We start from the raw sequence: 17,081 nt of genomic DNA on the forward strand, positions 1-17,081 counted from the left end.
GTCCCGAGTGACCATCTCCGCCCTCGACCCGAAGACTGCCCTCGTCGTCATCGACCTTCAGAATGGGATTGTGAATCGCCCGCAGCCTCCGGCCGACGGCGCGAGCGCCCCCTCGATTGCCGAGGTCGTCTCGAACTCCAAGGCCCTCGCCGACGCATTCCGCGCGAACGGCCTGCCGGTCGTCCTGGTGAATGTCGCGGGCGCGCCCGCCGGCCGCAACGAGACGCCGCGCCGTATGCCGGCCGATGTCCGGGCCGACTACTTCAACCTCATCGACGGCCTCAACACCTCTGAGGACGACATCCTCGTGACCAAGCGCAGCATCGGCGCGTTCGCCACGACCGATCTCGACGATCGCCTTCGTGAGAGTGGAGTGACGCAGCTCGTGTTCACGGGCATCGCCACGAGCATCGGCGTCGAGTCGACGGCGCGCTACGCCTACGACCTCGGGTACAACGTCGCGTTCGCCCGGGACGCGATGACGGACCTGACGGCGGCTGCTCACGAGAATTCCGTCAGCACCGTCTTCCCGCGGATCGGCGAGTCCGGAACGACCGAGGAGATCCTCGGCCTCCTCGCCGACCGGGCGTGACCGAGCAGGAGCGCGCACCCGCCGGAACCGTGGCGCAGGAGGGCAAGGCCTTCGGCATCCGCTACCTCGGGCCGCTCCTGCTCGGCTCCACGCTGAATCCGATCAACAGCTCGATGATCGCCACGGGCCTCATCGGGATCGGCAGCGAGTTCCATCTCGGACCGGGCCAGACGGCGTCGCTCATCTCGGTGCTGTACCTGTTCAGCTCCGTCATGCAGCCGACGATGGGCAAGCTCGCGACGCTGCTCGGGCCCCGCCGTGTGTTCGTCTCGGGGATTGTGATCCTGCTCGTCGCGGGCCTCGTGGGTGCGCTCGCGCCGTCGTTCGCGTTCCTACTCGTCTCGCGTGCGCTCATCGGCATCGGCACCTCGGCCGCGTATCCCACGGCGATGGCGCTCGTCAGGGCCCGCGCGGACGCGCGCGGCGTCGGCGTCCCGAGCCGGGTGCTCGGGGCCTTTTCGATCGCTGCCCAGGTGACGATCGTCGTCGGCCTCCCACTGGGCGGCATCCTCGTCAGCACGCTCGGCTGGCGGGCGCTCTTCAGCGTCAATGTGCCGCTCGCGCTCGTGACGCTAGCGGCGACCCTCGCCGGCGTCGAACGCGACGCCAAGCGGTCCCAGACGTCGTGGAGAGCGCTCCTCCATGCGCTCGACCTGCCGGGCATCGCGCTGTTCGGGGGCGCCGTCGTCGCCCTCCTCATATTCCTCTCGGGCATGGCGGAGCCGCAGTGGTGGCTTGCCGCCGTCGCCCTCGTTCTCGCCGCTGGGTTCATCTGGCGCGAGCGCCACGCCTCGAGTCCGCTCATCGACGTCCGCGCGCTCGCGAGCAACGGGCCGCTCCAGCGGACCTACTCGCGGCAGCTCCTCGTGGGTCTCGGGATCTATGCGTGCATGTACGGGATGAGCCAGTGGATGGAGGAGGGGCGGGGCCTGGATGCCGCGGCGGTCGGGGTCATCATGATCCCGCTTTCGCTCGTGAGCATCGTGGTCGCGCGGCTGGTGTCGCTGCGCGGCTGGGTGCGCACGCCGCTCATCCTTGCCGGTGCCGCCTTTGCGGGGACTGCCCTCATGATGGGGACGGCGAATGTCGGGACCTCCGTGGTGCTGCTCGTCGTCATGACGAGCCTCCTCGGCCTCACGAACGGCTTCGCGGGGTTCGCGAACCAGACTGCGCTCTACGTGCAGGCGCCCGGGGAGGGCATCGCCGTCGCCGCCGGGCTCTACCGGACGTTCAACTACATGGGGGCGATCTTCTCGTCGAGCCTCATCGGTCTCGTGTTCGGGCCCCGCGCGACGGACCCGGGGTTCCACTCGCTCGCGTGGGTCCTGGTGGGGATCGGTGTGGCAGTGCTCATCATGACGATCCTGGACCGGAGGATCCCGCGGATCGCGAAATGACAGCGTCAGGCGAAATGACAGCCTCAGGCGATCAGCGCGAACCGATCGGGGACTCGCGGGCTCAAGCTGGCGTACTCTCTTGGCATGCCAAAGAGCCGCACCCGCAAGCCCAAGAGCCGTTCGACGAGCCCGGGGGACCGGCGGCAGCGCCGCGTCGACGCACTCATCGACGGTCTCGCCGACGACTACGCGACGTGGGCCGTCAACTCCGCTGAGGCAGACGGCGCCGACGACGCCGCGCGGAGGGACTTCATGGTCTTCGCGCGGGGGCAGCTCGACATCGTCAAGTTCCTGTACGGGTTCCTCGGCGCCGGCGAGCGCTTGGTGCCGAACCTGAGGATCGATCCGGGGGCGCTTCCCGATGCGCTCGACGGGCTGCTCGACAGCGACGACGTCGACGACCTCCGCTACTACATCGGCACCCTCGTCGACTGGGTCTCCTTCCTCGAGGAAACCGAGCGCTGGGAGGGCACGGCCGAGGACCTCGAGGCCGTGACCGAGCTGCTCGACGCCGAGGCCGAAGCCGTGGGCGGAATTGTGGACATCGGCCTCGATGAGGACGGCGAGGTTGTGCCGCGCCGCGAGCCGAGCGAGGAGGAGGCGCTCGCTTTCGCGACGGCGTCGCCCCTTGTGAAGCATGCGCGAGCTCTGCTCGACTGGGTCGGCGAAGGGCGGGCCGTGGCGTCCGACGGCGCGCTGACGCCGGCTGAGGCGACCGAGGCCGCAGCCCTCGTCGGCGAGGGATCAGCCGACCCGGCCCGGCGCCTTGCCCGACTGTGGGCAGCCCTGCATCACGCCGAGCTCATCGAGATCGACGAAACACGGGCTCCCGACGACAGCGGGAGCACCGCCCGTCTCGGGGAGGACGCGGCGCGCCTCGGGTCCGGGGACGCCCTCGGTCGGCTCGAGGCCCAGTTCCTCGCAACCGAATTCATCATCACGACGTGCTCCCGCGCCCTGTACACGCCCGAGGGAGACGCGGTCGAGGCCGCCCTCGCGACCCTCCTGACGCGTGCCGTCCTCGAGGACCCCCTGCCCCTGACCGTCGTCGAGGACCTCGCCGTCGATGCGCCCGACGACGCCGACCCGGCCGAGCTGCAGACCGTCTCCGTGGTCCTGCTCGACGAGCTGCGCGAACTCGCGGCCCTCGGCCTCGTCGACCTGCGCGCAGGACTCGTCGACGTCCCGGCCGCGGCGCTCGACGCTGTGTACGACGCGTTCGAATCGCCCGAGGGTGACGAGGACTGGGAGGACGACGTCGACTGACAGCTCCCCGGTGTGCCGCCCAGGAGCACGGGGCGTGCGGCGACGTTCGGCGCAAGCCAATCAGCCGTCGTCGTCCGCCTAGCTGGCGTTGCCCTCCTGGCGGCGTACGCGCTCGATGTGCGGGCGGGCCTTCTCAAGCCCCTGCTCGAGGGCTTCGACGGTGCTTTCCATGCTCTTCGCGGCCTGGGAACGGAACGTGTCGATCGCGTCCATCGTCTGGTAGAGGTTCGAGAACGCGCGCTCGAGGGTCTCGACTGAGACGCCCGAGCTGGTGGCCTGCTGGTGGATGCGGCCGGTCTGCTCCTTGAGCATCTCCGACGTGCGCAGGATCATCGCGTTCGTGGTCGTGTTGATCGCATCGATCTGGTCGAGGACGAGCTTCTGGTTCGAGAGCGCCTGGGCCGTGATGACCGCGGTGCGCAGGGCCGAGACTGTGGTGGCGCGGGCGCGGTCCACGCCCTTGATGAGCTCGTTGTTGTTCTTCCTGATGACGTCGATCGCGAGGTAGCCCTGCACGGAGACCGCGAGCTGCGTGAGGATGTCCTGACGGCGCTGGCGCACCGGGAAGAGGACGTCTGCCTCGAGCTGCTGCGCGTGCTCGGTCTGGCCCTGGGCACGGACATCGCCGATCTTCGTGACAGTCGCCCGGTCGAGCTGCTCCGCGAACACCGCGTACTCGGAGAGCTGCTGCATGACCTCCCACAGGTTCTGCTTCTCCTGCGCGAGCGCGGCGTTGTCGCGGAGGAGCTCGTCCTGGCCTGACATGAGGGCCTTGATGATCTTGTCGAGCTGCGTCTGCGCCGACTCGTAGCGCTGGAAGTACTTCGCGACCTTCTTGCTGCCCGGCACGAAGCCGAGGATCTTGCGCCCCGTGCCGAGGTCCGCACGGTTGGGGGTCAGGCTCTCGACCGTGCTGCGGAGATCCCCCAGCGTGGTTGCGACGTAGGTCTGGGCGCTGTCGCCGGATTTCTTCGCGCCGCGCACGGACGTCGACGCGCGGTCGAGGAGGCGGCCGGACGCGTCCGAGGACGCGATCATCTCGCGGCCCGCGACCTTGTTGATTCCCTCGACCTTCCGCGCGAACTCCGGGCTGCGAGAGTCCATCGCCGCTACCTCGGCCACCCACGCCTTGGCCTGCTCGGCGATCTGGGCCTGCCGGTCGGGTGCGACAGGCACCATCCCGGGCGCGTCTTCTTCGCGGACCACGGGGGCCGCGTCGGAGGCCTGCAGCACGAGGGCGTCTTCGCTGGGGTCTGGAGGGGTCAGAGGGGTGCTCATCGGGTTCTCCTTGGTCACTGCCCGGACGAAGTCAGGCTATCTCGCCCAACGGGGGAGCGTGAGGGGAGGTTCCCGGAGGCACCCCTGAGGTGCCCCTGAGCCCTGGCCGGGGTGTGCCGCGTGTTTTCCCGAAACCGTAGGAAACGGACGACGCCGCACCTCATCACCTCGGGTTTCGTCAGTTTGCTGCCGGTTCGGGATGCGAACACACGGGGTTTATCCACATACGGGTCCTGGGCCGCCTTCTTGGGGCACTGAAGCTGCGAGATTCGGATTATGCAGCTCGAGCTCCCTCATCCAGGACCATGGCAGGCCTTTGAACTCGCCGACCGCCTCGCATCGCCCAAAGCAGCGGAACGCCTCGTGCAGGCTGGGGTCCTCGTTCGAATTCGACACGGGGCGTACTTCGTCGCCGACGAGTGGCGGAAGCTCTCCCCGGAGAACAGACATCTCGCGGCGCTTGCGGCCCACTACGACAACGCGTCCCGCAGACGCGAGATTGGGTTCGACTACAGCCACCTGAGCGCGGCCAGACTCCACGGCATCCACCTCTGGAATCCGGACCCCTATGTTCACTTGACGATGCCGCGATGCCCTAGCAACCAGGGGCGGGCGAGTGATGTCAGGGTCCACTCGGCGATCTTGGGGGAGGACGACCGCAGCTCCATCCGAGGGCTACCGGCAACGTCGCTCGAACGAACCGTCGTTGACTGTGCGCGAATTCTCCGACGGGGCCAAGCACAGATCGTCGTGGACCACGGTGTCCGCCTTGGAGCAGACCCTTCCCGGGTCACAGAACTCTTGGCCGACGCGCAAGGCAAGAGGGGCGTCCGCATTGCTCGGGCTGCGTGGGACATGGCGTCCGGCCTCTGCGAATCGCCCGGCGAAAGTCTCCTGCGTTACGTGCTGAGCCGGATGCCATTCCCGCTGCCAGCTCAGCAGGTAGAGGTCCCGACGCGCCTCGGAACGTACCGACTCGACTTCGCGTGGGTGAAGATCAAACTGGGCCTGGAGTTCGATGGAGACGTGAAGTACTTCGCCTACGATCCCACTGCTGATGTGCTGCTTCGGGAACGGAAGCGTGAGCGGGCGCTCATCGAGGAAGGGTGGATCCTGCTGAGGGTCGAGTGGAAGGATCTCTTCGACGAGGCTGCGCTTCGTCGGCGCATTGGCAGCGCTCTGGCCGCGGCGGGACTGTGAGCGGCGTTCTCCAAACCGTAGCTATCGGCCGACGACGCGGGTAACGGACGACGGCGCAGGTAACGGACTGCGGTTTGGTCCGTTTGCTCGGGTCTCGCGAACCACGTCCCGCGAACCACGTCGGCGAGAGGGAGGCGCGGCGCCGGTAGACTGGGCTGCCGTGCCAGAACCCGCCCCGAGCCGCCACCGCCCTCCGTCCGGGGCGCCGTCGTCGGCCGCGATGCTCGGGCGGCTCGCGGAACTCGAGGTCCTCACCAAGGGCCCCGCGTGGGCGCTCACCCGCTCGGCGCCATGGGTCATCGCAGCGCTCCAGACCGCGTTCACGCGCAACCGGCCCCACGTCGAGCTTGAGGCCTTCCACGACGAGATCGATGAGTTCCTCGCGGAACTCCGTACCCGGGACGCCTCGATCGGGGCGCCCAGCACCGCGGGGACTCTCACGGGCCGTCTCGTCGCCGACGATTGGACGCGCCGCCGTTTCCTCGCCCGCCGCGCCCAGAGCGGCCGCATCGTCTACGAGCTCACTGAACCTGCTGCCCGCGTCCTTGCCTTCCTGGATTCGCTCTCCTCCGACCGCTCCACCCTCACCGGCTCGCGCCTCGGCACGCTCCTTGCGGATGTCGAGAAGCTCGCCCAGGAGACCAATCCCGATACGAGCGCGCGCGTGGAGACCCTCGAGGCCGAGATCGGGGAGCGGCGCGAAATGATCCGCGGCCTCGAGACCGGCGAGATCGAGGCTGCCCTCGAGACGGACGACGCCGTCGAGGCCGCAGAGAACATCCTCGACCTCGCGGCTGGGCTCCCGGCGGACTTCAAGCGCATGCGCGACCGGATCGAGGAATCCGTCGGCCAGCTGCGCAACCAGATCATCGAGGAGTCCCTCAGCAAGGGCGCCACGATGGCGCAGGTGCTCGAGGCCGACCGGCGGCTGCGCGAGTCGAGCGAGGGTCGCACCTTCCGCTCGTTCACCGCGTTCCTCGAGAACCCCGAGCAGCAGCTCCGCTTCCGATCCGCCATCGCAGAAGTGCTCTCCCGCGACTTCGCGGACCGCCTCGGAGCCGAGGAGCGCCAGACCCTCCGGCACCTCGTCGCCGAGCTCCGCGACCAGCACTCCGAGATCCAGGGCATCTACGGAAAGCTCTCGGAGAGCCTCAACACTTACGTGCAGAGCGATGACTACCGCCAGTCCGTGCGGCTCCGCGACGCGATCCGCCGCGCTGAGCAAGCCGTGCGTCGCTTGCCGTACCAACGCGAGCAGACCGGGTTCGCTCCCGCGCCCGAGCTGTTCGGGGCCGAGTTCGATTCGCTCTCCATGGTGAAGCTCTTCGACCCCGACGAGTACGTCGCCCCTCCGCGATTGGCGGAGCCGATCGCGTTCGCCGAGGAGGATCGCGTCCGCTCCGCCCGGACCGGCAAGGCGAAGGCCGCGGCGCTGCGGCAGGCGTTCGACGTCGCGCTCGCTGCGGGAGGCGGGCGGGCTACGGCGGCGAGTGTGTGGCGCGAGCTCCCGCCCGAGGAGCAGCACATCAACTCGATCCGCGCCCTGCTCGGCGAGCTTCTGCACCGGGGGGCGGCGTTCGCGGGAGAGCCGGGCGAGGGCTCGGTTGGCGAGTGGGAGGCCCTCGACTTCGAGCAGGTGGACGGTTCGACCCGGCGGGCCTACGTGCCGGCCGTGGAGGTTGAAGCGCGGGAGGGCCACGGGGCCGATGTTCAAGAGAGGGGAACGGCATGAGCGAGGACGTTGAGGCGGAGGCCGAGGTCGCGCCGGAGCTCGAGCGCGGGTTCGAGGCGGGCACGCGCGAGCCCGAGGCCGCTCTTGGCCGGCTCGCGAATGCGGCGGCGCTGTACGACGGCGACACAGGCGTGCTTCCGCTGCGCGTGCGGCAGGTCCTCGTTCGCCTCCTCAAGGGGCCCTACCTCGACGGCGGCCGCGACGAGCGTCTCTGGACCACCCTGCTCGACAGCCAGGACGTGCTCCGCTCCCGCCTGTCGGAGCTGTTCCTCGGCCTGCACGTCGACCACGCGCGGAAGATCGCCGTCGTCCGTCCTGTCGATCCCGAGCTGCTCGGGGCGGCCTCCCGCTCGACGATCCTCCGCCAGCAGCGCGCCCTGAGCCGGGTCGAGACCATCCTGCTCCTGCGCCTCCGGCTGCTCCTCGACCGCCACACGACGGCGCAGACCGAGCCGACGGTCACGCTCGAGGAGCTCTCCGACGTCGTCGCCCATTACCAGCCGTCCGACCAGCGCGACGCCCTCCGCGACGCCGATACTGTCTCGCGCGCCGTCCAGAAGCTGCAGGCCCGCCGGCTCCTCCTGCCCACGCCGCTCGAGGACGTCTACCTCATCTCCAACGCGCTCCCGCTCGCGCTGCCGTTCGAGAACATCGGGGACGTCGCCCGGCACCTCGAGGCGCTGGCCGAGGCCCCGGACGGGGCGGACGACGACGGAGCCAACCCGACGCTCGACCTCGACGGCGGGGCATCGGGTCAGGAAGGCGAGGCCGACGAGGAGGGGATCGAATGAGCATCGCGACCATGCTCCCGCTCGACGACCAGATCAACCCGGGCCAGTTCCGGCTGACCCAGGTCCAGATCGTCAACTGGGGCACGTTCCACGGCGCGCACACGATGCACGTGGACCGCGCGGGAACCCTCCTGACCGGCAACTCGGGCGTCGGCAAGTCGACGCTCTTCGACGCGATCGCCCGCGTGTTCGACGCCCGCCCCCGCTCGAACGAGGCAGCCGCAGCGCGCACCGGCCAGAGCGAGGACCGCCGTACGACGTTCACCTACATGCGCGGGAAGGTCGGCGACGTAGCAGTCGGCGAGAGCCAGGCCAGCGCGTTCCAGCGCCCCGGGGCGACGTGGAGCGCGATCGCCCTCACGTTCGACAACGCCGCAGGCACCCGCCACACCCTCACGGCCCTGTTCGACCTGCCGAAGAACGGCACGGAATCGAGCCTCGGCCGCTTCTTTCTTCTCGACTCGGCCTCGCTCGACGTCCACGCGATCGAGGGCATCGCGGACCGGCGGTTCACGCGCGGATCGCTCGAAGCGCTGTTCCCCGGTGCCCAGGTGTTCGACGTGCACAAGAACTTCGCCGAGCGCTTCCGCCGCCTCCTCGGCATCTCCTCGGATCAGGCGCTCCCGCTCCTGCGCGTCATCCAGGCCGGCAAGGGACTCGGCGGAAGCGTCAACAGCTTCTTCCGGGACCAGGTCCTCGACCCGCCCGAGACGCTCGCGGCTGCAGACCAGGTGGTCGAGGAATTCAGCAACCTCATGTCCATCCGGCAGCGGCTCGAGGATGTGCGCGAGCAGCGCGACCAGCTGGCCCCCGTGCCCGGCCTCAACCAGCAGTACGGGCAGGCCCTCCTCGACGCCAACCGCCTCCGAGACCTCTCGGGCGAGGCGTTCGAGCGGGTGCGGCAGCAGCTCACCGTGGCCGTGCAGGAGCGGATTGCGGCCCGGGCCGCGGAGGCCGCCCAGTCGAAGGCGGCCGAGCTCGCCGCCGAACGCAAGGTCCGGGACGCGCTCGCGAAGGAGCTCCGTGCCCTCGAGGCCGAGTACAACAACGCGGGCGGGAACCAGATCAGCGCGCTCGAGCAGCAGGCCGAGAACGCACGCGTGGGCCTGCGGCTGCGGCGCGAGGTCGAGGCCGCGGCGCGGCAGGGCCTGGACGACGCCGGGCTGGAGCTTCCGTGGTCGGCTGAGGGCTGGGCGGCAGCCCACGAGGAGGCCGCGGCTGCGACCGAGTCGCTCGAGGGTGATTCCGCCGCGCTGCGAGAGGCCCGCTTCGAGGCCTTCGACGCGCATGCTTCCGCCAAACGCGACCTCGCCGAAGCCCGCCGCGAGCTCGAGTCGATGGCCGTGCGCAAGAGCCTCCTGCCGCCGTCGTCCGTTGAGAACCGGGCCGCGATCGCCCAGGCGACCGGCATCCCCGAGGAAGCGATGCCGTTCGCGGGGGAGCTCATCGATCTCGCCGAGGGGGAGGATCGGTGGCGCCCGGCCGCGGAGCGGGCGCTCCGTTCGCTCGCGACGACGTTGCTCGTCCCCGGTGAGCACTTCGCTGCCGTCACACGCTACCTCGATGCCCACGCGGTCCGCGGGGCGCTGCGGGCCGTCGATCTCTCGGTCCCCGTCGCGGGTTCCGCGCAGGCGCTCGACGACGTTCGTGCCGATGATCTGCTCACCAAGCTCCAGATCCTCGACGGGGAAGCTGGAGACTACGTCCGCGCCCGCATCGCGAGCGAGTTCGCGTACCCGTGTGTGGAGGATCCGGACGAGCTCGCGCTGCGGGACCGGGGGCTGAGCCTCGGCGGCGTCGTCAAGCGGCACCGTGGCACCGTCGAGAAGGACGATCGCTTCGCTTCCCGCCAGGACTGGGTGCTCGGCTTCGACAACGCCGTGAAGGTCGCCGATCTCACGGCGCGCATCGGGGAGCTCGAGGCCGTTCTCGTCCGGGCTGCCGAGGCGGCGCAGGCGAGCGAGGACTCGCATCAGGGGATGGCCCGGCGCCTCGAGGCTCTTCGCCGGGTCGCGGCCGATCCGCGGCCCTGGGAAGAAGTGTCCGCCGCCGTCGCCGAGGAGGAACTCCGGCGGGCCGAGAAGCGTCTCGAGGACGCCCTTGCGGGACAGGCGGACCTCGAGCCGCTACGCGCAAAGGTCGAGCGAGCGCGGGCCGATCACCAGGCTTCGACAGAGACGGCGGCCGTCCTCCAGAGCGAGCATCGCCAGCTCGACGCCGCCGCATCATCGGCGGCGCGCCTGCTCGACGCCGCGCGGGAGCAGCTCGCCGGGATGCGGCGGCCGGTCTCGGGCGATTCCTTGTCTGGGGACGAAGCCCTTGCGCCGTACTTCGAAGGTGCCGCAGAGCTCACCGAGCTCCACGCGCTCGACACTCTCGCCGGCGATGTCCGGGCCCGCCTGCTCGAGGAGCTCCACGCCGCCGAGAGCCGTGGCCAGTCCGCGGGGGAGCGGCTCACCCGCATCTTCGAGGCGTTCGAGCGGGAATGGGGCCCGGGCGTCTCCGCGGACCACGGCGTCTCGGTGGCCGCGGCGGGCGCCTTCGAGGCGCGGTACCACGAGATCGTCTCGGAAGGGCTGCCCACCCAGGAGGCCGAGTTCCGGCGCTTCTTCCAGCAGCGCACCCACGAATCGTTCAGCACCCTCCTGCACCTCCTCGACGAGGAGCGCCGCGCTATCTCGGCCCGGATCCTGCCGCTCAACAGCATCCTCGGCGGGGTCGGGTTCCATGAGGGCAGCTACCTTGAGCTCGACATCAAGCAGACCGTTCCGGCCTCGGCACGCCAGTTCAAGGAGGCCATCGTCTCGGCCCTCAAGGCGCGGCACGCCGTCGAGAGCGCCGAACCGGCTGGCGAGGACGCCCTCGCGGCTCGCTACAAGACCCTTGAGACGCTCGTGAAGCGCCTCGCCTCCTCGGCTCCCGAGGATCGGCGCTGGCGAGCGGAGGTCCTGGACGTTCGGACGCACGTGTTCATCTCGTGCAAGGAACACCGCGCCGTCGCCCTTCCCGGCGGTCAGACACGGGACGAAGTCTTCGTCCACTCCGATACCGGCAGCATGTCCGGCGGCGAACGGCAGCGCTTCACTGCGTTCATCATGGCTGCGGCGCTCAGCTACCAGCTCGGCATTGCGGAGCAGGGCTTCACTACGTATGGCACCGTGATGATGGACGAGGCCTTTGTGCTGGCCTCAGAGGAGTTCGCGGGCGCGGGCATCTCAGCCCTGCACGAGTTCGGTTTCCAGCTCCTGCTCGCGGCGCCGGAGAACGTCATCGACCTCTCGCGGCACCTCGGTTCCGTCACGGAGATCCTCCGCGACCGCCGGACCAACCGCTCGGGACTCCTCGAGGGCCTCGGGCGCCCCGACGCCGGGCGCCCCGACGCCGGGGGGCCCGTGTCGCAGGCCAACCCCGTCGACATCGTGCTCCGCGCGCCCGTGTAGCCCGAGCCTGACGCGGGTAGCGTGATGCTGTCATGGCTACCGAAGAGCGCTCGGCGGGTGGAGGACACGGGTGGCGAGCCGTCGCCGTCGTCCTCGTGGGAGCCTTCATGGCTCTTCTCGACACCACGATCGTCAACGTCGCGCTGCCGTCGATCCGCTCCGGGCTGCACGCCTCGCCCGCAAGCCTCGAGTGGATCGTCTCCGGCTACGCGCTCGCGTACGGACTCGTGCTGGTCCCAGCCGGCCGCGTCGGCGACCGCATCGGCCACAAGCGGCAGTTCATCGCGGGCCTAGCGCTGTTCACCCTCGCCAGCGTCGCGTGCGGCCTCTCAGTGACCCAAGGGCAGATCATTGCCGCGCGCATCGTGCAGGGCCTCGGCGCGGGCGTGTTCTATCCGGCCATTTCCGCGACGATCCAGCTCTCGTTCACGGGCCATCAGCGGTCGAAGGCCTTCGGGACGATGGGCGCGGTGATCGGCGTCGCGACGGCGCTGGGGCCGGTGCTCGGCGGCCTCATCATCCAAGCTGCGGGTCCCACCAACGGCTGGCGGTGGGTCTTCCTCGTCAACCTGTTCGTCGGCGTGGTTGCGCTGCCGGTCGCCGCCTGGCTCCTGCCGCGGCCGACGTCGCACACCCGCCGCAGCATTGATCCCGTGGGGCTGGGGCTGCTCACCGTGGGCCTCCTTCTCGTGCTGATACCGCTCGTCGAGGGGCAGCCGAGCGGATGGCCCCTTTGGACGTATGTCGCGTTCGGAGCGTCCGTCCCAGTGCTGGCCCTCCTCGTGCTGTGGGAAGTGCACACCGACCGGCGCGGCGGCGACGCGCTGCTGAAGCCGGGCCTGCTTTCTCGCTCGTCGTTCTCGGCGGGGGCGGTCTTCGCCGTCGTCTATTTCGCTGGGTTCACGAGCGTCCTGTTCACGCTGTCGATCCTGTGGCAGGTCGGGCTGCAGCGCAGCGCGCTCGCGAGCGGTCTCGTGTTCACGCCGTTCGCCCTGGGCAGCCTGGTCGGGGCCTCCAACAGCGCGAGGCTCTCGGCGCGGCTTGGCCGCTCCGTGCTGGTCACGGGGTGCCTTCTGGTCGCGGCGGGCCTCGCCGGCGTGACCGTCGTTCTCTATCTCACGGCACCGAATCCCAGCGGGTGGGGACTGGCCGGGCCCTTGGCGGTGGCAGGATTCGGGAGCGGGATCGTGATCGCACCGAACCAGGACTTCGTCATGGCCTTCGTCCCGCCGGCCGAGGCTGGCACTGCCAGCGGCACCCTCACCACGGCCCAGCGCGTCGGCAACGCGATCGGCATCGCCGTGGTCGGCACCGTGCTGTTCGGCACGGTCAGCGTCCGACCCGGGCCGGACGGCGCGGCCCGTGCGTTCGCCTCGAGCGCCCAGCTCGCCATGCTCGTGAGCGTGGCCTTCGTTCTCGTTTCCCTGTTGCTCGTGATCGCCCTCCCGCGCCAAGTGCCGTCCCGCCGCTGAGTCGGTCCCTGAGCCGCCCCCGAGCCGTCGGCGAGGCTCTCCACGTAGGCCCTCGGCGCCGTCGTCCGCCTGCAAAATAACCGCGAGTTGTCTGGAGAGGCGGCGAGCCTCTCAGCTTTCACAGAGTTTGCATCGCTAGTGTGGGCCAGCGCGCCTTAGCGGGCGCGCGTCCTGAAGCCAACCTTAGGGAGCCGCATGCGGCGCAAGCCTGACACCCAGAGGGACAGCAGCCAGAGCAACGAGCCATGGCACAACCTGTATGGGCAGCTCATCGATCGCGACCGCCGCCGGAAGTTCCGGCGGCGCAGAACGCTCGTGCTCTCGATGGCTCTCGTCATCGCCCTCGTGGTCGGTGGCGGGGTCTTCGCGCTCACCACCTACATCAGCTTCGAGAACGGAATCCGCCGCTCACAGGCGCTCACGGGCGGCGCGGGGCTCGACCAGGACCTCAACATCCTCGTCATGGGGCTCGACAGCCGCCTCGACGAGAACGGCAACCCGCTGTCCCAAGAGGAGTACGACGCGCTCCACTCGGGAGATTCGTCCGACGGCGGGTACAACAGCAACGTCCTCATGGTCCTGCATGTCCCGAAGGACGGAAGCCAGGCGACCGTCATCTCGATTCCCCGCGACGACTACGTGGACCTCGCGGGTTCGCCGGACGGCATCTCGCAGGGCAAGATCAAGCAGGCCTACGGGTATGCGATGGACGACGCCATGAAGAAGCTCAAGGCGGATCCCCAGGGCAAGAGCGACTCCCAGATCTATCAGGAGGCGCGCGACGACGGCCGCAAGGCCGAGATTCAGACGGTCCAGAACTTCCTCAACATCAAGATCGACCACTTCGTCGAGGTCACGATGGGCGCCTTCCTCGATGTGGCGAAGGCCCTCGCACCGATCACCGTGTGCCTCCAGGAAGCCACGCAGGACACGTACTCGGGGGCCAACTTCAAGGCTGGCGTCCAGCAGCTCAACGCCCAGCAGGCCGTCGCCTTCGTCCGGCAGCGCCGCGACACGACGGGCTCCGGCGTCGCCCTCAGCGACCTCGACCGCGAGCGCCGGCAGCAGGCGTTCATCTCCTCGCTCCTGACGCAGCTCAAGCAGAAGAGCACCTTCACCGACCTCAACAAGATCGAGGGCATCCTCAACGCCGTCAAGGACAAGATGGCCGTGGACCAGTCCCTCAACCTCATCGACTTCGGCCTCAAGGCGAAGCAGCTCACGGCGGGCCACATCCGCTTCGCGACGCTGCCTATTGTGCAGTTCGGCACGTCCGACACCGGCGAGTCGGTGAACATCGTGGACAAGGGCGCCGTCCAGGCCCAGGTCGCGCAGCTGCTCTCGCCGCAACCCACGGTTACTCCGACGCCGAGCGCCGTCCCGGACTCGGGTTCGCAGAATTCGGGCACGCCGGCCCAGCAGGCGCCGGCTCAGCAGGCCCCGGCTCAGCAGGATTCGTCGGCTCAGCAGGCGCCCGCCCAGCAGGCACCGGCTGCGCAACCCGCTGCCACTCCTTCGCCCTCGTCGTCGAACGGCACCTTCAACGCTGGCGATTGGTCGAACGTCCTCCAAGGCGGCGGGATCCCCTGCGTCAAGTAGCGGCGTTTACCTGATCGTCGCCGGGCCGTTGCCTCTGCTTGGCCTTGCGTGCCTAGAGTGCGGCGCGTGGGCGGTAGCGTTCGACGGCGGTATGTCGCCCTCGGAGATTCCTTCACCGAGGGCGTGGGCGATCGAAATCCGAACCTGCCCAACGGCGTGCGCGGCTGGGCGGACAGGGTTGCCGAGAAGCTCGCGAAGCACGAGAAGGGCTGGGAATACGCGAACCTCGCCATCCGTTCGAAGCGTCTCCGGCAGATCATCGACGAACAGCTCGAACCCGCCGTCGCCCTCGAGCCGACCCTCGTGACGCTCTACGCGGGCGGCAACGACATCCTCGATCTCGGCACCGACATGGACCGGCTCCTCGAGGAGTACTCGGGCTTGGTAGGGCGGCTCGCGGGGACGGGGGCCACGCTCGTCCTGTTCACGGGCTACGACGTCAAGGTCAACCCCCTTCTCGAGCCTCTCCGACGGCGCAACTGGCAGTACAACGCGCGCGTACGGGAGCTCGCACGGGAGCACGGAGCGGTGCTCGTGGACTACTGGTGCTTCGACGAGTACAACGACAAGCGCATGTGGGACGCGGACCGGCTTCACATGTCCACCGCTGGCCACAAGTTCCTCGCACGCCAGGTCCTCGCCCACCTCGGTGTGCCCACGACCTTCAAGCCGCGCGATGGGGAGCCCGTCGCGCCGCGGAACGCGCGCGAGTGGGTTGCCGCACAGCGTGAGTGGATGAACGACTGGGTCGTTCCGCTCATCGGCCGCAAACTGAGGGGCGTCACCCTCGGGGACTTCCTCCTCCCGCGGTGGCCCGAACCCGTGAAGGTTCCGCGCAAGGGCGGCCTGCGGCGGTACGCGCTCGAGCATCCGGAGGTCCTCGAAGGGAGGACGGTTCTTCGCGGATCCTGAGTCCTGGATGCCGGGCCGAGTCTGGATGCCGGACCGAGTCTGGATGCCGGACCGAGTCTGGATGCCGGACCGAGTGCGTCCCTACGGCGCGGGTAACTATCCTGTCAGGGCACCCGGAAGAACCCGAGAGGACTCGAGAACCCGACATGCCGCTGCCTGCCCTGAACCGCGCCGGGAACCTCAGCGCCGCTTGGCTCCTGGTCCTCGCGTTCCTCGCGACGACGGCCCCGCTCTCGACCGACCTCTACCTCCCCGGCTTCCCCCGCGTCCAGCAGGACTTCGCCGCGAGCGCCTCCGGAGTCCAGCTCACGCTCACGGGATTCCTCGCGGGGATGGCTTTCGGCCAACTCGGGTTCGGAGCGATCTCGGACAAACGAGGGCGCATCGTCCCGCTCCTGTGCGGCAACGTCCTCGCCCTCGGCTCCTCCGTGCTCGCGGCCCTCGCGCCCTCGATCGAGGTGCTTATCGCGGCCCGGCTCCTTCAGGGCATCGGTGGGGCGGCCGGCGTCGTCATTGCCCGCGCCATCATCGTGGACCTGACCCACGGCTCCGAGTCCGCCCGCACGATGAGCCTCATGATGACCGTCGGCGGCATCGCGCCGATCGTGGCGCCCTCGCTCGGCGCTCTCCTGCAGGGACCGGTCGGATGGCGCGGCGTCATGTGGACGCTCGCGGGCCTCTTCGCGCTCATGATGTGCGCCGTGTCCCTCGTGTTCCGCGAGACGCGACCCCCGGAGGCGCGGGACGGTTCGAGCCTCCTCGGCGGCCTGCGGGCCGTTGTCCGGGAGCCCCGATACCTCCTGTTCGCGGCCCTGTTCGCCACGACGTTCGCGGTCATGATGACGTATATCTCTGCGTCGTCGTTTGTCTACCAGGACGTGATGGGCTTCAGCCCCATCGGGTATGGGCTCGCGTTCGGCATCAACGCCGTGGGGCTCATCAGCTCGGGCTACATCTCGTCCCGGCTCGCGCGGACCGTCGGGCCTCTCGCCACAGTCCGTGTCGCGGTGCCGCTGCTCCTGGCATTCAGCATCCTGACCCTCGTGGCCGCCGTCCTGCCCGGCCCGCGGTGGCTACTCGCCGTGCCGATCTGGCTCTCGGTCACGACGGTGGGGTTCATCATGGGCAACTCGTCCGCGCTCGCCCTCGACGCCGTGCGGCACGTCTCCGGGAGCGGCTCGGCCGGGCTCGGTTTCGCACAGTTCGTGTTCGGCGCGGTCGTGTCGCCGCTCTCGGGCATCGGCGGCGCTGGCACCGCTCTGCCGATGGCCGTGATCATGACCGTTGCGGCGGCCATTGCCGCGCTGCTCCAGGCCGCTGCAGCCCTCCGCGCGCGGCGACGCACGACGGCGTCGACCACCCCCTGAACGGCGCCGCCTGACAGCGCGGGCCGGGTGAGGGA

The 17,081-nt window shown here is 69.4% G+C and carries 12 protein-coding genes; 11 read left to right on the top strand and 1 reads right to left on the bottom strand.

Annotation, left to right across the window (positions count from 1 at the left end; genetic code table 11):
* Nucleotides 1-7: 7 nt before the first annotated feature.
* The 3 genes from L0M17_RS02085 (at nt 8) to L0M17_RS02095 (ending at nt 3,255) form a co-directional block, all read left to right on the top strand.
* Nucleotides 8-592: an isochorismatase family protein gene (locus tag L0M17_RS02085; protein ID WP_241050778.1), complete on the top strand. Its 585-nt coding sequence runs from the start codon at nt 8-10 to the stop codon at nt 590-592.
* Complete coding sequence (locus tag L0M17_RS02090) at nt 589-1,989, top strand: MFS transporter (protein ID WP_241050780.1); 1,401 nt, start codon at nt 589-591, stop codon at nt 1,987-1,989. The genes L0M17_RS02085 and L0M17_RS02090 overlap by 4 nt, the downstream gene beginning before the upstream one ends.
* Nucleotides 1,990-2,073: 84 nt before the next feature.
* The gene (locus L0M17_RS02095; RefSeq protein WP_241050782.1) at nt 2,074-3,255 is read left to right on the top strand and encodes a hypothetical protein; all 1,182 of its coding nucleotides are present in this window, start codon (nt 2,074-2,076) and stop codon (nt 3,253-3,255) included.
* A 78-nt stretch (nt 3,256-3,333) separates the two neighbouring features.
* On the opposite strand, the gene L0M17_RS02100 is transcribed toward L0M17_RS02095, so the two are convergent.
* Nucleotides 3,334-4,533, bottom strand: a complete 1,200-nt coding sequence (locus L0M17_RS02100; RefSeq protein WP_241050784.1) for a toxic anion resistance protein — start codon at nt 4,531-4,533, stop codon at nt 3,334-3,336.
* 276 nt (nt 4,534-4,809) lie between these two features.
* Between L0M17_RS02100 and L0M17_RS02105 the strand changes: the two genes are divergently transcribed.
* From L0M17_RS02105 to L0M17_RS02140, 8 genes are all read left to right on the top strand, one after another.
* Nucleotides 4,810-5,733, top strand: a complete 924-nt coding sequence (locus L0M17_RS02105; protein ID WP_241050786.1) for a hypothetical protein — start codon at nt 4,810-4,812, stop codon at nt 5,731-5,733.
* A 220-nt stretch (nt 5,734-5,953) separates the two neighbouring features.
* Complete coding sequence (locus tag L0M17_RS02110) at nt 5,954-7,465, top strand: DUF3375 family protein (RefSeq protein ID WP_241056281.1); 1,512 nt, start codon at nt 5,954-5,956, stop codon at nt 7,463-7,465.
* Nucleotides 7,462-8,256, top strand: coding sequence for a DUF4194 domain-containing protein (locus L0M17_RS02115; RefSeq protein WP_241050788.1), 795 nt, complete (start codon nt 7,462-7,464; stop codon nt 8,254-8,256). The genes L0M17_RS02110 and L0M17_RS02115 overlap by 4 nt, the downstream gene beginning before the upstream one ends.
* Nucleotides 8,253-11,696, top strand: coding sequence for an ATP-binding protein (locus tag L0M17_RS02120; protein WP_241050789.1), 3,444 nt, complete (start codon nt 8,253-8,255; stop codon nt 11,694-11,696). The genes L0M17_RS02115 and L0M17_RS02120 overlap by 4 nt, the downstream gene beginning before the upstream one ends.
* Before the next feature lie 32 nt (nt 11,697-11,728).
* A complete protein-coding gene (locus L0M17_RS02125) occupies nt 11,729-13,168 on the top strand; it encodes an MFS transporter (RefSeq protein WP_241050791.1) in 1,440 nt (479 codons plus the stop codon).
* Between the two features lie 195 nt (nt 13,169-13,363).
* Nucleotides 13,364-14,767: an LCP family protein gene (locus L0M17_RS02130; RefSeq protein ID WP_241050792.1), complete on the top strand. Its 1,404-nt coding sequence runs from the start codon at nt 13,364-13,366 to the stop codon at nt 14,765-14,767.
* Nucleotides 14,768-14,833: 66 nt separating this feature from the next.
* Complete coding sequence (locus L0M17_RS02135) at nt 14,834-15,679, top strand: SGNH/GDSL hydrolase family protein (protein ID WP_241050794.1); 846 nt, start codon at nt 14,834-14,836, stop codon at nt 15,677-15,679.
* A gap of 146 nt (nt 15,680-15,825) precedes the next feature.
* Nucleotides 15,826-17,046 carry a multidrug effflux MFS transporter gene (locus L0M17_RS02140; protein WP_241050795.1) on the top strand — a complete coding sequence of 407 codons (1,221 nt, stop codon included), beginning with the start codon at nt 15,826-15,828 and terminating at the stop codon, nt 17,044-17,046.
* The last annotated feature ends 35 nt before the right edge of the window (nt 17,047-17,081 follow it).

Origin of the sequence: Sinomonas terrae, from assembly GCF_022539255.1 — a bacterium.
In the GTDB taxonomy this organism is placed as follows: domain Bacteria; phylum Actinomycetota; class Actinomycetes; order Actinomycetales; family Micrococcaceae; genus Sinomonas; species Sinomonas terrae.